Origin of the sequence: Ensifer sp. ENS02, assembly GCF_014851885.1 — a bacterium.
In the GTDB taxonomy this organism is placed as follows: Bacteria; Pseudomonadota; Alphaproteobacteria; order Rhizobiales; family Rhizobiaceae; genus Ensifer; species Ensifer adhaerens.
Genome location: NZ_JACVAO010000026.1, coordinates 30,422 through 48,637, shown reverse-complemented (window position 1 = coordinate 48,637; position 18,216 = coordinate 30,422). Strand labels below are relative to the sequence as shown.

Sequence of the window (18,216 nt, the reverse complement as noted above, 5' to 3'; positions counted from 1 at the left end):
CGTCTCATGTCGTACCCCTATTTCCCGGATGAGCTTTTGGGCGCGAGCGCAGATTTGCGCGACTCTTCGAGTTTCGCGTTGGCAAGCCCCAGCGTCGATGTGCCGTAGGTGCCGCGGCCGCCCATCGCCTGGTCGCGTGCCGCTGACGCAAGAGCGCCGCCTGCGGCCCCGATGCCGCTCGCCATGCCCTTGAGGGCAGCACCTGCCATCGAAGAACCGGTCGATCGGGCGTCGGCATAGGCTGCGGCGCCCACCTTTGCGCCGCCCATACCGAGCGAGGCCGTGCCGACGGTCGCTGCAGCCGCAAAGCTTGCGGCCTGCGAGCCATGGCGGATAGTCTCCATGCCGCCGGTGACCGAGACGCCCTGGACGACGCCCTGCATGATGTTAGGCACGTACATGGCAATCACGAAGACGACGACGGCGATGCCGGCGATCGCCAGCGCCGTCTGGTAATCGTCGCCGACGGTCGGACTGCTGGCGAGGCCGATCAGCACATCCGAGCCGATCTTTGCGATCATCACCAGTGCCATCAGCTTCATTCCGACCGAGAAGGCGTAGACGAGATAGCGGACCGCGAAATCCTTGGTGTAGGAACTGCCGCCGAGACCGAGCATGATCATGCCCGCGAGCAGGCCGACATACATCTCGACCAGAACGGAGATGAAGATCGCGGCGACGAGCGAAAATGCGATCACGCTGACGATCATCGCAAGTGCTGCCGAAAGCGCCAGCGCATTGTCTTCGAACAGGCCGAAGCTGATCTTCTCCGACATCTTCGATGCGACCGTCAGGCCCGCGTTAAAGACGTTGGCAGGCGACGCCGAACCCGAACCGGCGCCGAGCTGATAGAGGCTATCGACGACAGCTTTTGCGACAGTCGGACCCTGTTCGAGTATGAAGACGAACAGGCCGATGAACATGATGCGCCGGACGAGTTCGGCGAACCAGGCATCGAGCGATGCGGCGTTGATCGCAAGCCAGACGGCGGCGATCCCGACTTCGATCCCCGCAAGAATCCAGAACAGCGACCGCGCTGCGTTCATGACCGTCGTCTCCCAGCCTTTTGCGGCGGTAACGATCTGGTTTTCCAGTTCGGTCAGTACGCTACCTTCCTGAGCATGGGCCGGCCCGGCACCCAGCAGGCAAACGAGCAGAACGCCGTACGCAGTCAGCAATCCTCGCGGCGATAGAGCGAATTTTACCATCTCGGGCGCATCTCCTGCCCGCCCTTCAGATCGTATTCGCGCTTCTCCCCAAAGAACTCCTTTGCCCGTTGCTGGCGGTCACCAATGCCGTGCGATCCAGCCGGAGCGGCATCGACCGGCCGATCGGCTTGTATTGCGGGGATGACCAACCAGATGAGCCCGCCGGCGGCGGAAGCAATGAAGAGAGCGATGATTGTGATTTGTAGCCTGGACATCACCATCTCGGTTTCATCTCCTGTCCGCCCGTCATGCTCGGCGTTTGCGGTTTGAAGAACTCTTCTCGCCGCGCCTGCGCGAGATCCTGTCTTGCCTGCTCCGATTGATACCAGGTCCCCATCATGGTCATCTGCTGCGAGACGAGCCCACGCAGCTTCTGAAGCTGACCCACCTCCTGCGCGGCGATCTCATGCCCGACCTGCAATGCCTTCATCTGCCCGTCGGCCGACTCCGACATCGAGCGCAGCGACGACATGGTCGATTCCTCGCTGGAGAATTGCTCGGCCGTCAGGTTGGCCGTCTTCAGCGTTCCGGCGATCGTGTCGCGATTGGTGGTCGACCAGGTCTGGTAGGTGGACGAGAAGCTCTCATTGTTCGGCAAAGTGGTCTTGAAGTCGGCGAAGCTCTGGAAACGCTGGCCGAGGACGTCGTCGACATTACCCATCGAAAAGGCGATGCCCTGTCCCTGCGCCGCGATGCTCTGTAGCTGCTTCAGGTCGTTCTCGACCTGGCCCCAGATATGCTCCGGCAACTGCGCAGTGTTCTGCAGCATGTTCTCGTAGATACGCAGCTGGTTCTGGATCTGCTCCGCCAGCTGGTTGATCTGGGTGATCTGATTGTTCACCTGCTCGGCCGACTTGCCGACGAGGCTCATCAGCTCTGTGTTGTTGGCGATCTGGGTGAATTCGGTCGCCTCGCCGGTGACGCCGCCGGCGTGAACCGTGGTCGTTGCGGCCGGCAGGACCATGAATGCGGTCGCGATCGCGGCGAGCCCACTAACTGGCGTTCTGAACAAGCGATGCCGCATGGGCGATCCCCCTCTGCTGGAGCCAATGGACGGGCCAGTCGGCCCCATGTTCGGAGTGAAGGACGTGGATGCGCGCCAGATCGTCCTTGCCGGAAGCGCCGACGAAGGAGAGCGCGATGGGACCGAGCGCCATGTCGAAGAGACGCCGGCCTTCCGGCGAGGCGACGTAGTATTCGCGCTTTGGCTGGGCGGTCGCGACGATCTCGATCTGGCGGGGATTGAAGCCGATGCGCTCGTAGAACTCCCGCGTCCCCGTTTCGCGTGCCGCCCCGTTCGGCAGGCAGATCTTGGTCGGGCAGCTTTCCTTGAGGACATCGATGATGCCCGATCGCTCGGCATCGGAGATCGACTGCGTGGCGAGCACGACGGCGCAGTTGGCCTTACGCAGCACCTTCAGCCATTCGCGGATCTTGTCGCGGAAGACGGGATGGCCGAGCATCAGCCAGGCTTCATCGAGGATGATGAGGCTGGGGGCTCCTGTCAGCCGCTTCTCGACCCGGCGGAACAGATAGAGCAACACGGGTACGAGGTTGCGCTCGCCCATATTCATCAACTCCTCGACCTCGAAGCACTGGAATGCGCCAAGCGCCAGTCCGTCTTCCTCTGCGTCCAGTAACTGTCCCATCGGTCCATCGACCGTGTAATGGTGCAATGCCTCCTTGATCTCGCGCATCTGCACGCCGCTGACGAAATCTGAAAGCGACCGGCCGCGCGATTGCGCCATCAGGCCGATCTGGCGTGAGATGGCGTTGCGGTAATCCGGAGTGATCGTCACGCCCTGCAGCGCCACCAGCGTCTCGATCCATTCCGACGCCCAGGCGCGGTCGCCGTCGGACGACAGCTCGGCAAGCGGGCTGAAGGCGAGCTGCGGCGATGTGCCTTTTCCGTCTTCGGGACCATTGCCACCGATTTCGTAGTGGTCAGCGCCGATCGCAAGCGTCAGCGGCAGCATCGATCGGCCTTTGTCGAAGGCGAAAACCTGCGCACCTGCATAGCGGAGGAACTGCGCGGCGATCAGCGACAGCAGGGTGGACTTGCCCGAGCCGGTCGGGCCGAAGATCAGCGTATGTCCGACATCGTCGACGTGGAGATTGAGCCTGAACGGCGTCGAGCCACTGGCGACCTGCATCAGCGGCGGGCTCCCATGCGGGTAGAACGGGCAAGGTGCGGTCGGACTTCCCGACCAGACCGAGTTCAGCGGGATGAGATCGGCGAGATTGCGCGTGTTGACCAACGGCTCGCGGATATTGGCGTAGGAGACGCCAGGCAGACTACCGAGGAAAGCGTCGGTGGCGTTCAACGTCTCAATGCGGGCGCCAAAGCCTTCCGACTGGATGAGCCGCCGGATTGCTTCGCACTTCTCAAGAAGCCGGCTGTGGTCTTCGTCGAACAGCACGATGACCGGCGTGTAGTAGCCGTAGGCGACGAGTTGCGACGATGCCTCGGCGATGGCGTCCTCGGTCTCGGCCACCATCAGCATGGCGTCCTGGTCGACCGAGCGGCTTTGCGTCTGGAAGAGTTGGTCGAAGAACGGCCGGACCTTCTGCTGCCACTTTTTGCGGGTGCGCTCCAGCCGAGCCTTCGCCTCCTCGGCATCGAGGAAGACGAAACGGGAGGACCAGCGATAGGTCAGCGGCATCAGGTCGAGTGCGTTGAGGATGCCCGGCCAGCTCTCCGCCGGAAGACCGTCGATCGCGACAACGCCGAGAAAGCGGTTCTCGACCGTCGGCGTCAGCCCGTGCTGAAGTTCGGCGGTGACCAGCCAATCGAGATACATCGGCATATCGGGCAACCGGACCGGGTGGTTCTCCCCCGTCACGCAGAAGCGGACGAACTGGAACAGCTCGTCATAGCGCGCGACGCGAAAACCGCTGCGCTCCTCTGTCTCCTGCGTCACCATTCGGCGGATGGTGACGACATTGGCGAGATATTGCTCGACCTCTCGAACTGAGGTCCGAAAGCTGTCGAGCGCTGTATCGGCATAACTGGCCGAGCGGCTCCCCGCATCGGAATAGACGTAGCGCGCCAGGCCCGATCGCCGCGGCTCCGGCGGCCGCCAGGTCAGGATCAGCGCGTGCCGGCTCTCGAAATGCCCGCTCTCCCGCTCGAAGTGTGCCCGCCGTTCTGCATCGATCGCACGCGTGACCGGATCGGGGAAATGACCGGCGCCACTTGCGGGATAGTCGGTCGCAGGCACTCGGATCGCCTCGACCTGGATCATCCAGCCGGAACCAAGTCGTGACAGGATTGCATTGATCTGACGCGAAACCTCGTTGCGCTCGGCGTCCGTCGAACTCTCGCTGTCAGGCCCTGAGAAATACCAGCCGGCCATCAGCGAGCCGTCCTTCAGCAGCATCACGCCATTGGCGACCAGTCCCGCATAGGGGACGAGATCGGAGAAGGACGGGCCGGTTTGCCGGAAACGCGCCAGAGACACCATGGCCGCCCCTCAGTACCGGCGCCACGGCGTCGATGTCGCGCGGTAGGTGCTCTTGTATTTGATATGGCGGACATAGACCTTGCGCATCAGCGGGTCGGCCTTTGCCATCATGCGCAGCGCGGCGACGGCAATGAGCCAGATCGCAACGCCAAAGATTGCCGCATACCAGGTCAGCACCACGAAGATCAGGATGACCGCAGCAAGAGCTGTAACCAGCACAAGCTCGCGGTCTGCGCCCATCAGGAGGTTCGGGCGCGACAGTGCGCGATGGATGCGCGAGCGCGCGAGAAGACTTCCTGGCTCAGACATGAGCGCTCTCCCCTGCCGGAAAAGCCTGCGGGGAATGTGTCTCAACCCCGGCGATCACCGCGCCGGTTGCGCCGAACAGCGCGACGATCTGGGTGGCGCCAAGGAGCACGCCGCCGACGAGCGCAATATAGCAAAGGCGCCTTGCGAAATCGTTGAGTTCGCCCCCAAAGATGAGCATGCCGCCGGCGATCGCGACGGCGGCGAGCGCGATGAAACCGGCAACCGGGCCGGTGATCGACTGCTGGATCTGCTGGAGCGGCGATTCCCATGGCAAGCCGCCGCCGCCCGAGGAAGCGAATGCCGGCTCGATCAGCATAAAGCAAAGGGCAAACGCCAGAGCGCCGGCGATAGCGAGTGAATGGCGGTCACGCGACATGGCGTTCCTCTTCGATCTGCGGATAGGTTTCTGTTTCGTATTGGGTGCCGTTGAAGCGATCGACGTGGACGACGTCGCGAACGCGGCGGCCCTTCGGTGTGCGCTCGATCGAAACCACGAGGTCGACCGCCTCACCGATCACCTCGCGCATCGGCTGCTGGCTGACTTCGGCGGTCAGTTGCTCCAGCCGCCGCAAGGCCGACATCGCCGTGTTGGAATGGATCGTCGTGACGCCACCCGGATGCCCAGTGTTCCAAGCCTTGAGTAGCGTCAGCGCTGCGCCGTCGCGAACTTCCCCGACGATGATGCGGTCGGGCCGCAGGCGCATCGTGCTCTTGAGCAAGCGGGCCATGTCGATCGTGTCGCTCGTGTGGAGCGCCACGGCATTCGAGGCGGCGCACTGGATCTCGGCCGTGTCTTCCAGAATGACGAGCCGGTCGTCCGGCGCATTCTCGACGATCTCGGCAATCACCGCATTGGCGAGCGTCGTCTTGCCCGACCCCGTCCCGCCGGAAATGACGATGTTGAGCCGCGACGAAATCGCACTCCGGATGACATCGGCCTGACGCTCGGTCATCACGTTCGATCTGACATAGTCGTCGAGTGGAATGAGACGTGAGGCTCGGCGCCGGATCGTGAAGGTCGGTCGAGCAACCACGGGCGGAAGCAGACCCTCGAAGCGATGTCCGCCAATCGGAAGCTCGCCTGATATAATCGGGCGGTCCTCGTCGGCCTCCGATTGCAGCGCATGTGCTACACTGCCGATGACGACTTCGGCCACCGCCGGCGACATCTCGCCTGCCTGGGCGATGGTGTGCCCAAGGCGTTCGATGAAGAGCTTGCCGTCGGGATTAAGCATGATCTCGACCACGCCGGGATCGTCGAGCGCGACGCAAAGCTGATCACCGAGGGCCTCCTGGAGTTTGCGGATCAGGCGCGGATGAGAGCGGAGTTGGTTCACGTCGAACTCCTCACGCTGCATGCCGAAGGCCGGGAGGCATCATCGAGCAATATCCGGATGGCCTCACGCGATTGAAGCTCGCGATATCAGCGGCAAGAGAACCGGCCACCGCGATGGTATTGCCGATCTGCTGCGGCTCACCCAGGCGCTGCATCGGCCAACCCGCGCGCTTGAGGATCCGCTCGAAGCGGATATCGGTGGCTGTGACGATCTCGTCGTAGCCGTTTTCCATCGCCCATTCGATTATGCCGGCAAACATGGAGAGAGTGGCGTCGTGAATTGCCCCTCCCCTGCCCTCTCCGATCGAGGTATCGACGCAGAAGCGGGAGCTTTCGATCATCGCTGGATGCGACGTTAGCCGGCCTGCTGCGAGAAGCTGCGGAAAGGTCTGTTCCAGCATCGTCGGACCCGTTGCAGGGAGCAGTCTTGCGCAGCCAGCAACAGTGCCGTTCTCGATCACGGCAAGGATGTAAGTCGGGGACAACGAATCGTATTCGTCGGCTTCCTGGCCGTCGACGACATCGACAGACCATTCGAGCCGGTCCTGAAACACCTGTGCCCGCAAGCGATGATGGCGCTCGATCAGCAGCCGATCGCGGTCGTTGGAAGCGTCACGTATTGCGTGCAGTCTCATGCAAAACATCTCCATCTTCGGTAGGCGGCGGGAGATGAGCACAAACAATCGGAGTGCTGGAGTGTAGAATTCTACAGTCCCTGAGTCGGGTGAGTCGGAGAGGGTTGCGGGTAGACGCGGTCAGAGTCTGGCTTTTCGCGAGTAGGATCCAGCGGTCTCCCCCCGTTTATAAACGGGGGGTGATTTCAGGAGGGCACGCACAATGAAGCGTGCTAACACGCTGAAAAAAAAGAGGGAGTTCACCTATGGCGTCCGAAAGACTGCTGCTCAGTGGTCGGCGTTAACCTTTCCTTAACCCTAAACTTCTTGCAAACCTCGACGGAATCGGTTGTGCTATCCACGGCAAATTGCTGTGTTTACGAAAATTACCGTGTGTACGAGAGGATATCGTGGAGAATCCCGCCCAGCTTCAGAAAGCTATCCATAAGCTGATAGCAGCGCACGCGCGAGATCTGTCAGGCGCGCTTCACGAGCATCGCGTGAAGCTTTATCCGCCCGAAGCGCGAAAGACGCTCCGTTCCTTTTCCTCGACCGAAGCCGCCAAGCTGATCGGCGTCAACGACGGTTACCTTCGCCACCTTTCCATCGAAGGCAAGGGCCCGCAGCCCGAAATCGGCAACAACAATCGCCGTTCCTATTCTGTCGAGACCATTCAGGCACTCCGGGAATATCTGGACGAGAACGGCAAAGCGGACCGTAGGTATTCACCACGGCGAACCGGAAAAGAGCATCTTCAGGTCATCACCGCGGTCAATTTTAAGGGCGGAAGCGGTAAGACGACAACCGCAGCGCACCTCGCCCAATATCTGGCTTTGAACGGATATCGAGTCTTGGCGATCGATCTTGACCCGCAGGCGAGTATGTCTGCTCTTCATGGCTTTCAGCCCGAATTCGACCTCGGAGATAACGAGACGCTCTATGGCGCGGTTCGATATGATAGCGAACGACGCCCGCTAAAGGACGTCATCAAGAAGACCTACTTTGCAAATCTGGATCTCGTTCCCGGTAATCTCGAGCTCATGGAATTCGAGCACGACACCGCGAAGGTTCTGGGTTCGAACAATCGCAAGGACATATTTTTCACCCGCATGGACGAGGCGATCGCGTCAGTTGCCGACGATTATGACGTCGTGGTCGTCGACTGCCCTCCTCAACTTGGATTCCTGACCATTTCGGCGCTCTGTGCTGCGACGGCCGTGCTCGTAACCGTTCACCCGCAGATGCTCGACGTCATGTCGATGTGCCAATTCCTCTTGATGACGTCTGAGCTGCTGAGCGTCGTGGCGGATGCGGGGGGCAGTATGAATTACGACTGGATGCGCTATCTCGTGACCCGCTACGAACCGGGCGACGGGCCGCAGAACCAAATGGTTTCATTCATGCGAACGATGTTTGGCGATCATGTTCTCAATCATCCGATGCTCAAGAGCACAGCGATTTCAGACGCGGGCATCACTAAGCAGACCCTTTATGAAGTGGGTCGCGACCAATTCCACAGAGCAACCTACGACCGCGCGATGGAGTCGCTCGACAGCGTGAACAACGAGATCGCGCAGCTCATCCAAACCTCTTGGGGGCGAAAGTCATGAAGACCCGGCTTCCCATGGTAAGCGCCGAAAAGTTGCCAGCCGGAAACTTTAGACCTAACGGACTGAAGTCGTTCGCTGTTTTCGCATATCTCGATGCGGCCGAAGGAGCAGAAAATGGCTAGAAAACATCTTCTTTCCGATCTCGCGGGGCCGAAGTCGAATGAGCAGGGCCAAAGCGATCCTTTCTCCCGAGATAGCGCTGCCCCTCAATACGCCCCGCGCGGCGCGATCGGTGCGGTTTCTCGTTCGATCGAGCTTTTGAAGTCTCAGTCGCTTACGGAGCTGGACCCGGATTTGATCGACGCACCGGCTGTGATCGATCGCCTTGATGAAGATGGCGAGCAATTCGAGGAATTTGCCCGCAACATTCGTGAGAATGGCCAGCAGGTACCGATCTTGGTGCGCCCCCATCCCACCGTTGAGGGGCGCTACCAAATCGCTTATGGGCGTCGTCGCCTGAAGGCAGTGAAAGCGGCGGGCCTGCAAATCAAGGCAGCTGTGCGCTCGTTGAGCGATGATGAGCTCGTCCTAGCTCAAGGGCAGGAAAACAGTGCTCGCCAGGACCTCTCGTTTATAGAACGGGCCCTCTACGCTGCGGAACTCGAAGCAAAAGGTTTCCAGCGCTCTGTTATCATGGCAGCACTCGCGGTCGACAAGAGCAATCTTTCCCGTCTGATCCAGGCGGCGACGCAGCTGCCGGCCGATATCATTCGGCTGATCGGTGCAGCCCCTAAGACCGGCAGAGACCGCTGGGGTGAGCTGGCAACGCGGTTGGAGAAGCAGGACGCAATCACTACAGCGCGCGAAACTCTCGCCGATGACACTGTGAAGCCCCTCCCCTCTGACGAGCGGTTCGCCCGGGTCTTCGAGGCGGTTGCTCCTAAAAAGGTCAAGAAAGAGAAGGCTCAAGCGGAGGTCTGGCAGGCTGACGATGGCGTCAAGGCCGCATCGTTCCGTCAGGACAAACGCACTCTCACGCTTATGATCGACAAAAAGGCTGCCCCGGAATTCGGGGACTATCTCATGTCGGTCCTCCCTGAAATCTACGCATCGTTCAAGAAAACGAAGCGATAGATCCGATGAAACGAGGAAAGGATCGTTAGAGCAAAGAAAAAGCCCTCCGAAACGGTGTTCCAGAAGGCCTCTCTCAGTTTGGTCGCTTAGAGAATCGCACTTCCCGGAATCACAGTCAAGAGTCAACGCCGTGCCGGCGTAGCCTTTTCTTTGCCTTGTGAAAGGTGAAGGACATGGAAACGGGATATATAACGACGCCCTTTGGGCGGCGGCCGATGACGCTCGCCTTGGTGAAGCGCCAGATCAGTACAGACAAGGATGTCGCAGGGACATCGGTAGACAAGTGGCGAGTGTTTCGAGACGTCGGTGATGCTCGCACGCGTCTCGGCCTTCAGGATAGACCCCTGGCGGTCTTACATGCGCTTCTGTCATTTTTCCCCGCCGCAGAATTAAGCAACGACAAAAATCTTGTCGTCTTCCCATCGAATGCTCAGCTTTCGGCGCGTGCCAATGGCATTAAGGGGACGACACTGCGGAAGTGCCTCAGTGCGCTGGTCGAGGCAGGTGTAATCATTCGCAAGGATAGTCCTAACGGCAAGCGCTACGCTCGCAAGGGCGAAGAGGGCGATATCGAAGATGCCTATGGCTTCAGCTTAGCGCCGGTTCTGACCCGCGCGTCTGAATTTGCAGCGCTCGCGCAGGACGTTGCCGCTGAGCAGCGCCGCTTTCGTATTCTGAAGGATCGGCTGACGATCGTTCGCCGCGACGTGCGTAAGCTGATCTCCGTTGGGATGGAAGAGCAGCTGGCCGGTGACTGGGCATCCGCAGAGACCTGCTTCATCGACATTGTCGGGCGGTTTGCGAGACGTCCTACGCTGCAAGATATTGCTACGAGCCTGGACGAGATGACCCTTCTGCACGAGGAGGTGTCCAGGATGTTGGAAACACAAGAAGAAATCACAAAAAGCGATGGCAATGCCATCGTATCTGGCTGCCACATACAGAATTCAAATACCGAATCTTGCAATGAACTTGAACCTAGCTTCGAAAAGAAGCAGGGCGAGAAGCCGAAGCCAGACAAGAAGACCAAGCGGAAAGACGAACCCGAAGTGTTTCCGTTGTCGATGGTTTTGAGGGCTTGCCCGGAAATCGTACCCTTTGGGCACGGTGGGTCGATCAGTAGCTGGCGGGAGATGATGATGGCCGCGGTGACGGTGCGATCCATGCTGGGTGTCAGCCCGTCGGCCTACGAGGAGGCTTGCGAGGTGATGGGGCAAGCTGGTGCCGCCATTGCTGTTGCGTGCATCTATGAGCGGGCTGGCCAAATCAATTCGGCCGGGGGATATCTTCGGGATCTGACTGCTAAGGCGCGCCGCGGCGAGTTTTCGCTAGGGCCGATGCTGTTTGCACTGTTGAGGGCAAGCCAGGTCACTGAGCGAATATCGGCATGAAACCGCGAAAACTCGTGAAAAATTCGGTTAACATACTGATAGAATTAGATAATATCTGATAGTTGCCAGCCGGAAACTTTCGATCTCGCCTCTACAGGCTTGTGTGAGAGCGGAAGGCGGCATCGAAGCGACAAGGAAATGGAGCACGGGAATGGAGGAGTTTACGTTCGAGCACCCTGCCCCCACGCCTGAAATGCTCGAAAACCTCGAGCGCATGCGCGAGGCGGTCGAGGAATACATGATCAAGGAAGGCCTGGTTGGTGACGCCTCGTTCTGCGAGATTTCAAAATGGGCGGCCCGCGAGGAGCCTTATCTGAATGACGCCCTTCTCATTTTGCTGATCGACGGCAGCCCGCTTTACACAATCCTGAACTATGGCGGCGATCAAGACGAATTTGACGATCTTATCGCGTCCTTCGGTTTCTACTACGAGCTAGGTTTTGCGTGGTGCCTCGGGTTTTATCCCCTCCCCGTCTACGACTATCGACGATCAAACCAACCATACTCCGCAAAACTTCGGGACCCGCGGTGGAAGGCAAAGGCGGATCTTGTCAAGCGAAGAGCGAACTACGCTTGCCAGGATTGCGGAGCAGACGCTCCCCTCGACACGCATCATTGCTACTACATGAGCCTTCGAAGTGCACGCGAGCCATGGGAATATCCGTTGAGCGCGTTCCGGGCACTGTGCCGGTCATGTCATAGCGAGAGGGAACGAGCTGAGATCAGGATGCGGGCCTTCGTCGCGCGATTGACGAGGTTCGAAATGGATGGATTGAGGGAGGCACTCGACGACTTGTTCCTGGGCCACGTGGAAGGACCCGCAATCGCGACGCTCAAAAAGCTGACCGCCTATGGCTCCACGGTCGAGGAGATCCGCTCCCTCCTTGAGCAAAGCAAACGTGAACGGTAGGATTTCCCGGCGATCGTTCCAATAGCTAGCCGGGTGGCGTGTGCCGAAGAAATTCTCAAGAGACGAAATCATTGCGCATTTTCGGGCCGTTCACGGCGAGCGTTATGACTATTCTCAGGTGGTCTATAAAAACACGGCGACGAAGATCTCTGTAATTTGTCATTCACACGGCCCGTTCGAAGTTATTCCCGGCCACCATAAGAACGGGACGGGATGTGCAAAATGCTACTTTGCATCGCAAAAAATTTCCCGAGCAGACTTTATCGCTAGGTCGCGCGAACAGCACGGCGACCGCTATAATTACCGCCTCGTCCCCGAGGGGCTGGACGTGTCGGCCGATACAGTCACCATTCGATGTGAGTTCCATGACGAAACGTTCGTACAGGCCGCCAGCAACCATATGCGTGGACATCGAGGCTGCGCAAAATGTGTGGCGTTAAGTTTGACCGGCGCGGCCGCGACCAGAGGCGAATTGAAGTCTCAGAATGAGCTCAACAGGGGCTTCATCGACCGGGCCATGGAAGTCCACGGCGGACGATACGTCTACGAGCGCGTTATCTACATCGGGATTGCTGCCAAGGTGGACATCATCTGCCCAGACCATGGTTCGTTCGACCAGATCGCTGGCAATCACCTCAGGGGGTCCGGATGTCCAGAGTGCAGTCGCCTCGAAGCCCATTCTGACAGCTTCAAGCAGAAGTGCATGGAGAAGGGCATCGACTATCATCGCGCCCTCAAGCGGCGCGAAGCGGGAATGAGCGACGAGCGCATCTTCGAGCGGGAGATGCTTCGCGGTTTTAGACGGGTCAACGAAGTGTCCGTCGATGGACACCTTTATCCCAATCTTGGCGCTGCAGTTCGCCACATTCGACCACCGGCAACCGCAACGACAATCGCTCGTTGGTTGGCGGACGGGATGACGCCAGAAGAGGCATTCAGCCGCATCCCGAACCCAGGTGTTAAGGATGGTGCAATCTATCTCGTCACGCATTGCGAGACTGGCAAAAAGTATGTCGGGCTCACGGTGCAGACGATCGAGCGGCGATGGGTCTACCATCAACAACAGGCTCAGGCCGGATGGATCAAGAGCCTTGAAGGGTTACATGCTGCGATCCGCAAGTTCGGCCCGGATGCCTTCGTCATCGAACGCATTGACGGCGGGAGGACGAAGATCGATCTGGAGGGCAAGGAGCGAGCCTGGATCAAAAGACATAACAGTTTGGTACCGGCTGGCTTTAACATCAGCACCGGCGGAGGCAGCGGCGGTGTCGGCGCCAAGCCCGTGACCATCGACAACAAATCCTTCGAGAGCGCCAAGCTCGGAGCGACTTATCTGGCCGAGACACGGGGTATTTCCTACGAGGCAGCCAAGAAGCGTCTCTCCAAAGGCCGTCTCGATGTTCGGAAGCCCGCTGCAAAGGGCGAAAGTCTCGTTATGACCAGCGCTTACAAGGCGTGGTCGCATATCCGGTACGGCGTCATCAATCCCAACTCCAAAGATTACATCGAGGGCGTCGATCTGCATCCCGCGTGGTATGATTCTCAGGTGTTCATGAATGAGGTGGGCCAACCACCTAGAGGTGGCATGTCGTTCGTCCGGATCGATAAGACATCGGGTTATAGGCCGGGGAACTGCCGCTGGATCGATAGGTCTGAGGCGGCGAGGCTCGCTGCAAACCACCAGGCATCAAAACGATCGCGTACGGTACAGAGTTAGGCGATGCGCTGGCCGTCGTCGTCCCAGTCGAATTGGATCGTCACGCCAAAGCCGGTGACAGGATCATGCGTTTGGGAAAATGACGTGATTTTCTTGCCGCTCTGATCAACATAGCTGATTGGTGTGAGAGGGGGCAGGGGCGTTACTTTCGTGTAGAAAGTTGCCTCGAAAGTGATCGAGTCTATAAAGCGTTTACCGCGATTGGTGAGGGTATAAACCTCGCCTGGCGCCAAGGATGCGCTGATCCCTGCTCTGATCTCGGTACGATCACGCAGGTGGTCCCGTAAAAGCTCCTGCTGCAGATCGCAGGTCTCTTGAAACAACTCTCCGATCGTGATCTCGCCTCCATCCTCATCTGCCGCAAATGCTTGATTCTGGGAGAGACGGTCTAGGACATTGGCATCCAAGCCGAGTTCGCCGTGCCCGTCATCTTGCGGCTCGCGACGGAATTTGATGCTGGCCGAGACATCCTTCCAGGCAACTCGATGGCAAGCAATCTGCAGACCACCGACGCACCGGAGGATGAACTCATCATCAACTTCTTGAATGCTGCGAACGATTAGCCCGTGCGCCTGGGCGAACATGAGGGCTTCGGGAGTGAAACCCGACCGTGACACAACGATAGTCTGAGCAGCGCCTATGCTTTCCTTCTTCGTTCGAACCTGCTCCAACCATGGCACACCCTGTCGGCCCTTCCGGTCGCGGCATTCGATCGTGATGAGAATTGGAACGGATCCCACCACATGCCGAATGGACGCATCAACTTCACGCAGACGCCCGGTCACCCGATCGCGGATCCTGTCTGGTGATTTGACCTCTGCTCCGAAAGGCGCGAGCATCTTTTCGATGCGCGAGATCAGCTTTTCGAACTCACGCCAGCCCTCAGTTTCAGGCATTTTGCTTCCTCATTCGGCAGCAAGCAAACTCCCTATCTCAGGATCCGCGCAGCACGGCAGCCGCGTCTGTTTGCGTGGTTATAGTAGTCCGATGCTTGTTGAACCGAACGATGTTTCGATTGCTCCATGGCTTCAGGCAGAGGTATTCCCTGGTTCGCGGCTTCAGTTAGGTAGCCGGCTCTCAATCCATGCGCCGAAAAGGCGTTGGGCTCGAGTCCGGCCATCGCTACGCGGTGCTTCACGATATCATTGACCGCGCTCGGGTCTAGGGGTCGGTCTGACAAATTCCCCCATCGATCAATCCGTCGGAAAATGCTGCCAGCAGCTATGTTCGCCATCGCAATCCAGTCAAACAAGGCATCGACCGGTGTACCCGTCAGGTAGACCAGCTCATCTTCAAAGCCGTTGCTTGTCTTGGTGCGCCCTAAGTGGATCGAGACAGAGCGTAGGATGCTTCCATCTTCGGCTTGGATGGGCTCTTCTTCCGTTATTTGCTCGCGCCGGAGGCCAGCGATCTCACTTCGTCTGCGCCCTCCCGATGCGAAGGCGACCATCAGGATTGCTCTGTCTCGGACGTCTCTTTTATCAAGACGATCACAGGTCGCGACGAGTTTCATCAAAACGTCACTAGTGATTGCCTTGGCGCTCTTGCGGCGACGGGGCTGCGCGTGAGCTCGAACAGCCAAACGTAATGCCGACTTTAGGGAAGAGGAGGAAAAGTATCCATCGGCACCACGCCATTTCGTGAGTGTGGACCAGTTCGCGAGCCGGCGACGGACCGTCGCCGGGGCGTGCGGTCCAGACGCTCTGAGAAAGCGCTGATTGCGGAGGGTATCCTCGACGTCTTTCGGCATACCATGATCGGGGTCGCTTTGCCTTTGGTCGGGCCGCCAAAGGTGATGGGCTACGAATTTCAGAAGCAGAGCTTCTGGAGCGGGCCAGGGGAGGGACGTCCCGATCGCGGCAAGCGACCATGCCTGCAGATACGCTAGATCAGATGTCAGGGCTCTCAATGTGTTCGGCCCCATTCCCTCTTCGACCAGGTGACGGAGCGTCTCCACATCCTGGTCCGTGAGCAACTCGGCCAGTTCGTCGCGGCGATCCATCGGCAAGACCGCCGCCATCGTGTCAAGTCTCGCGGCCCGTAAGTCGACGGCGTCCTTCATTTGAAACGCCATTTCAATTTCTTATTCTCCTCAGCGACTAGTTCTTCATAGAATCCCTGCATTCCGTCGAGTGGATCCTCTCCGGCGTCAGCACGACGAGCGAGCTCCTTCAGCGCGGCAAAATTGATCCGTGACTTCGGACGTTTTAAGTCGATGAAATCGTCGTCCGGCAGCATGGTATGCGCATGCATGTGAGGAATGAGCCAATGCGCGAGCGCGCGATAGGCTGGGTCCTTCTGATGCTGCAGCAAGTCGGTTGTGGCTCCCGCGGCGATATCCGCAATCTGTAAGGTCGGATTCGCTGCTGACGACCCGAAGCGAAGAGGATTTGCAAGGTTTGCCTTGATCGTCGCGGACTGACCCCCTCCGCCAACGACATCAGCGCTTTTCGTATTGCCGACGAAACCGTTCAAGACATGGGCCATAGCCTGGAGAGGTTTCGAATCGTCACAGAGCACGTCCAGGCTCTCATGCCGATGTCCCCATCCGTGCAAGATAAGGCTGCAAAGGCAAGTTGTCGTCAGGTCGAGTGTCCATTTGCCGACCGGATTGACGTCCTTCCTCAAGGTCTCATTTTGCTTTGCGATGATCCCCGCGTATCCGCGGGCAAATCGCAGGACGCAATCGAGGATCTCGTCCGTTTCGGCGTCCTGGCCGGCGGCGGCAAACACCGTCGGCGCATCTGCCGGATCGAAAGACTTCATGAAAGCCTGGAGCTCTTCAGCGAGCTTGGGAACCGGCCCGCCTGCTTTGAAGAACACGCGGTGAAGCGCGTGCATCAGGAAACGGTGAAGATCGTAGTGATAGAAGAGGGCGCATTGCTCTTCGAGGACCGGCTCGAAAATATACTCGAATGTCTTCCCACCCAGGTTTAACCGCTTATCCGCGGCAATGATCATCACCCGCTGCTTGAGGGGGCGAGGATATCCAGCGCGATTTCCGGCCAATTCTCGCGCTTGCGGAGGAGGCCGGCCTTTAGCTCTGGGGCCTGGATGTGATACTTTTTCCGGGTAGCGCTGACGATCTCGGACGCTTCTTCTGGGGTGAGGTCGAGTGAAGCGTATGCAAAGTACGGCTGGTCGTCATCGAGGAGCTTAGGCCCGGTATAGCCGGCCTCGTCGCAGGAGATCAGGCGGGGAGGCGAGGGCTGAGACATATTCGAATGCACCAATTCTTTGATCTGACGCGGAATCTGTCCGATTTTCTTATCTATGTCTATCACCTTCGATAAGAGTTAGTTATCGAAGGTGATAGCACCAACTGTGGCACATACTCACTGGCGAACACTAAAATATAGATAGAGTTCCTTTAAGAATTCATTTACCATAAAATCAATGGCTTACGACTTTTCGAAAATCAGTATGAGCGTCCTGATGCCCCCGGCTTTCGACGCCGGTGTCGCCCTGACGCGCCTCGACGAGCGCATCGCCCGCTCGCCGGTCGGGATCGGCGCTCTCGAGCGCATGCACTTTGCTGACGCCTGCGCCTCGCTTTGGATCGACGGCGAACTCGTCCACCTCGAAGACCTCGTCCTTCACGACGCGACCCGCGACATCCGCACCCCTACCCACGAACTCACCATCGCCCGCGACGTCTTGCGCACCCGCCGGCGCATTGCTGGCCAGCTGCCGGATTGGGCATTGTCGGCGGAGGGTATCCGAAATCTACGACAGATGTCGGACATAAATCCGGTCGATGCTGAGGAAGGGGTAGCCGGCGGCACCATACGTCCAGCGGTCAACAACATCGCGGAAGGGGAGGGGGGTAATGATAATGCGGACAATCTACCTGGTGTCGACTATGCCGCCATCGATGCGCTGCTCGCTCGATCCGAGGCAACAATTGAAGAGGCAAAGCGTCCCGGCCGAGCCGACAGCAACAGGCCGGCCGAAAAGGATCCACTGGTCTACGATCTCGACTGGGACGAGGATGCCCGGCTCGATGAATGGCGCGCCGTGCTGCGCCAATTACAAGAACTGCCAGCGGCGCTGCAGGCGATCATCGCCCTCGATGCCTGGACCGAAATTTCCGCCCTACAGCATGCGCCCTGGCTCGGCCGGTTGTTCGCCGCTTCGATGCTTAGAGAAACCGGTATAACGACCGGGGCCCATCTCGCGGCCATCAGTCTCGGCCTGAAAACCATTCCGGTTGATCGCCGCCGGCATCGCGACCGGGAGATTAGACTGCTCGCCATCGCCCACGGCCTGATCGCGGCCGCCGAGATCGGAATGAAAGAGCATGATCGGCTGGTTTTGGCGCGCACGCTGTTCGAGCGAAAGCTGGATGGGCGGCGAACGTCCTCAAAACTACCGGAGCTGGTCGAGCTGGTGATTGCAAAGCCATTGGTGTCGGCCGGGATGGTGGCCAGGACGCTCGAGGTTACGCCGCAGGCGGCGCGGCGGATCGTTTTGGAGCTCGGCCTGAGGGAGATGACGGGGAGGGGAAGGTTTCGGGCCTGGGGCGTGATCTAGTGCCGACGAGGCGAGCCAGGATTGCGAGCGGGTCGTTCGAACTGGAAATT

Annotated in this window: 18 protein-coding genes; 6 read left to right on the top strand and 12 right to left on the bottom strand. The window is 59.1% G+C overall.

The genetic code is table 11. From position 1 onward, the window contains the following. Positions 1 to 17 precede the first annotated feature (17 nt). The 8 genes from trbL to traI are packed head-to-tail and all read right to left on the bottom strand — an operon-like array spanning position 18 to position 6,952. Positions 18 to 1,208 (bottom strand): P-type conjugative transfer protein TrbL, encoded by a 1,191-nt coding sequence (gene trbL, locus IB262_RS32955; RefSeq protein WP_192494393.1) that lies wholly within the window; start codon positions 1,206 to 1,208, stop codon positions 18 to 20. Further along, positions 1,202 to 1,429, bottom strand: a complete 228-nt coding sequence (locus IB262_RS32950) for a DUF2749 domain-containing protein (RefSeq protein WP_192494392.1) — start codon at positions 1,427 to 1,429, stop codon at positions 1,202 to 1,204. The genes trbL and IB262_RS32950 overlap by 7 nt, the downstream gene beginning before the upstream one ends. Next, positions 1,423 to 2,172, bottom strand: coding sequence for a P-type conjugative transfer protein TrbJ (gene trbJ / locus IB262_RS32945; protein ID WP_246802804.1), 750 nt, complete (start codon positions 2,170 to 2,172; stop codon positions 1,423 to 1,425). The genes IB262_RS32950 and trbJ overlap by 7 nt, the downstream gene beginning before the upstream one ends. A 28-nt stretch (positions 2,173 to 2,200) precedes the next feature. Further along, on the bottom strand, positions 2,201 to 4,672 hold the full coding sequence (locus IB262_RS32940; protein WP_192494390.1) for a conjugal transfer protein TrbE: 2,472 nt from the start codon (positions 4,670 to 4,672) through the stop codon (positions 2,201 to 2,203). A 9-nt stretch (positions 4,673 to 4,681) separates the two neighbouring features. After that, positions 4,682 to 4,981, bottom strand: coding sequence for a conjugal transfer protein TrbD (locus tag IB262_RS32935; RefSeq protein WP_192494389.1), 300 nt, complete (start codon positions 4,979 to 4,981; stop codon positions 4,682 to 4,684). Next, the gene (locus tag IB262_RS32930) at positions 4,974 to 5,357 is read right to left on the bottom strand and encodes a TrbC/VirB2 family protein (protein WP_246802798.1); all 384 of its coding nucleotides are present in this window, start codon (positions 5,355 to 5,357) and stop codon (positions 4,974 to 4,976) included. Before IB262_RS32930 ends, IB262_RS32935 begins: the two co-directional genes overlap by 8 nt. After that, complete coding sequence (trbB, locus tag IB262_RS32925; protein ID WP_192494388.1) at positions 5,347 to 6,318, bottom strand: P-type conjugative transfer ATPase TrbB; 972 nt, start codon at positions 6,316 to 6,318, stop codon at positions 5,347 to 5,349. The genes IB262_RS32930 and trbB overlap by 11 nt, the downstream gene beginning before the upstream one ends. A 10-nt stretch (positions 6,319 to 6,328) precedes the next feature. Continuing rightward, positions 6,329 to 6,952, bottom strand: coding sequence for an acyl-homoserine-lactone synthase TraI (gene traI / locus IB262_RS32920; RefSeq protein WP_192494387.1), 624 nt, complete (start codon positions 6,950 to 6,952; stop codon positions 6,329 to 6,331). Positions 6,953 to 7,341: 389 nt separating this feature from the next. On the opposite strand from traI, the gene repA reads away from it, so the two are divergent. The 5 genes from repA (at position 7,342) to IB262_RS36790 (ending at position 13,633) form a co-directional block, all read left to right on the top strand. Then, positions 7,342 to 8,541 carry a plasmid partitioning protein RepA gene (gene repA, locus IB262_RS32915; RefSeq protein WP_192494386.1) on the top strand — a complete coding sequence of 400 codons (1,200 nt, stop codon included), beginning with the start codon at positions 7,342 to 7,344 and terminating at the stop codon, positions 8,539 to 8,541. A gap of 114 nt (positions 8,542 to 8,655) precedes the next feature. Continuing rightward, on the top strand, positions 8,656 to 9,615 hold the full coding sequence (repB, locus tag IB262_RS32910) for a plasmid partitioning protein RepB (RefSeq protein WP_192494385.1): 960 nt from the start codon (positions 8,656 to 8,658) through the stop codon (positions 9,613 to 9,615). Between the two features lie 173 nt (positions 9,616 to 9,788). Continuing rightward, entirely contained in the window at positions 9,789 to 11,006 is a 1,218-nt protein-coding gene (repC, locus tag IB262_RS32905; protein WP_192494384.1) for a plasmid replication protein RepC, read from the top strand. Between the two features lie 151 nt (positions 11,007 to 11,157). Then, positions 11,158 to 11,916: a hypothetical protein gene (locus IB262_RS32900; RefSeq protein ID WP_192494383.1), complete on the top strand. Its 759-nt coding sequence runs from the start codon at positions 11,158 to 11,160 to the stop codon at positions 11,914 to 11,916. A 40-nt stretch (positions 11,917 to 11,956) separates the two neighbouring features. Next, entirely contained in the window at positions 11,957 to 13,633 is a 1,677-nt protein-coding gene (locus IB262_RS36790; protein WP_192494382.1) for a GIY-YIG nuclease family protein, read from the top strand. On the opposite strand, the gene IB262_RS32890 is transcribed toward IB262_RS36790, so the two are convergent. From IB262_RS32890 to IB262_RS32875, 4 genes are read right to left on the bottom strand one after another with little or no spacing between them, the layout of a single operon-like run. Next, positions 13,630 to 14,529 (bottom strand): restriction endonuclease, encoded by a 900-nt coding sequence (locus IB262_RS32890; RefSeq protein ID WP_192494381.1) that lies wholly within the window; start codon positions 14,527 to 14,529, stop codon positions 13,630 to 13,632. The genes IB262_RS36790 and IB262_RS32890 overlap by 4 nt on opposite strands. A gap of 32 nt (positions 14,530 to 14,561) precedes the next feature. Next, entirely contained in the window at positions 14,562 to 15,695 is a 1,134-nt protein-coding gene (locus IB262_RS32885; protein WP_246802797.1) for a site-specific integrase, read from the bottom strand. Continuing rightward, positions 15,692 to 16,594 carry a hypothetical protein gene (locus tag IB262_RS32880; protein WP_192494379.1) on the bottom strand — a complete coding sequence of 301 codons (903 nt, stop codon included), beginning with the start codon at positions 16,592 to 16,594 and terminating at the stop codon, positions 15,692 to 15,694. Before IB262_RS32880 ends, IB262_RS32885 begins: the two co-directional genes overlap by 4 nt. Then, on the bottom strand, positions 16,594 to 16,851 hold the full coding sequence (locus IB262_RS32875; RefSeq protein ID WP_192494378.1) for a DUF3800 domain-containing protein: 258 nt from the start codon (positions 16,849 to 16,851) through the stop codon (positions 16,594 to 16,596). The genes IB262_RS32880 and IB262_RS32875 overlap by 1 nt, the downstream gene beginning before the upstream one ends. 178 nt (positions 16,852 to 17,029) lie before the next feature. Here IB262_RS32875 and IB262_RS32870 point away from each other — a divergent pair, with 178 nt between their 5' ends. Beyond that, positions 17,030 to 18,166: an RHE_PE00001 family protein gene (locus IB262_RS32870; protein WP_192494377.1), complete on the top strand. Its 1,137-nt coding sequence runs from the start codon at positions 17,030 to 17,032 to the stop codon at positions 18,164 to 18,166. Positions 18,167 to 18,216: the final 50 nt, after the last annotated feature.

Coding starts and splice junctions, on each gene's coding strand:
- repC (WP_192494384.1), top strand. CDS start 9,789: ATGGAAACGGGATATATAACGACGCCCTTTGGGCGGCGGCCGATGACG.
- IB262_RS32950 (WP_192494392.1), bottom strand. CDS start 1,429: ATGGTGATGTCCAGGCTACAAATCACAATCATCGCTCTCTTCATTGCT.
- IB262_RS32890 (WP_192494381.1), bottom strand. CDS start 14,529: ATGCCTGAAACTGAGGGCTGGCGTGAGTTCGAAAAGCTGATCTCGCGC.
- IB262_RS32885 (WP_246802797.1), bottom strand. CDS start 15,695: ATGAAGGACGCCGTCGACTTACGGGCCGCGAGACTTGACACGATGGCG.
- IB262_RS32930 (WP_246802798.1), bottom strand. CDS start 5,357: ATGTCGCGTGACCGCCATTCACTCGCTATCGCCGGCGCTCTGGCGTTT.
- trbL (WP_192494393.1), bottom strand. CDS start 1,208: ATGGTAAAATTCGCTCTATCGCCGCGAGGATTGCTGACTGCGTACGGC.
- IB262_RS32940 (WP_192494390.1), bottom strand. CDS start 4,672: ATGGTGTCTCTGGCGCGTTTCCGGCAAACCGGCCCGTCCTTCTCCGAT.
- traI (WP_192494387.1), bottom strand. CDS start 6,952: ATGAGACTGCACGCAATACGTGACGCTTCCAACGACCGCGATCGGCTG.
- IB262_RS32870 (WP_192494377.1), top strand. CDS start 17,030: ATGGCTTACGACTTTTCGAAAATCAGTATGAGCGTCCTGATGCCCCCG.
- trbJ (WP_246802804.1), bottom strand. CDS start 2,172: ATGGTCCTGCCGGCCGCAACGACCACGGTTCACGCCGGCGGCGTCACC.
- IB262_RS32880 (WP_192494379.1), bottom strand. CDS start 16,594: ATGATCATTGCCGCGGATAAGCGGTTAAACCTGGGTGGGAAGACATTC.
- IB262_RS32900 (WP_192494383.1), top strand. CDS start 11,158: ATGGAGGAGTTTACGTTCGAGCACCCTGCCCCCACGCCTGAAATGCTC.
- IB262_RS32935 (WP_192494389.1), bottom strand. CDS start 4,981: ATGTCTGAGCCAGGAAGTCTTCTCGCGCGCTCGCGCATCCATCGCGCA.
- repB (WP_192494385.1), top strand. CDS start 8,656: ATGGCTAGAAAACATCTTCTTTCCGATCTCGCGGGGCCGAAGTCGAAT.
- IB262_RS32875 (WP_192494378.1), bottom strand. CDS start 16,851: ATGTCTCAGCCCTCGCCTCCCCGCCTGATCTCCTGCGACGAGGCCGGC.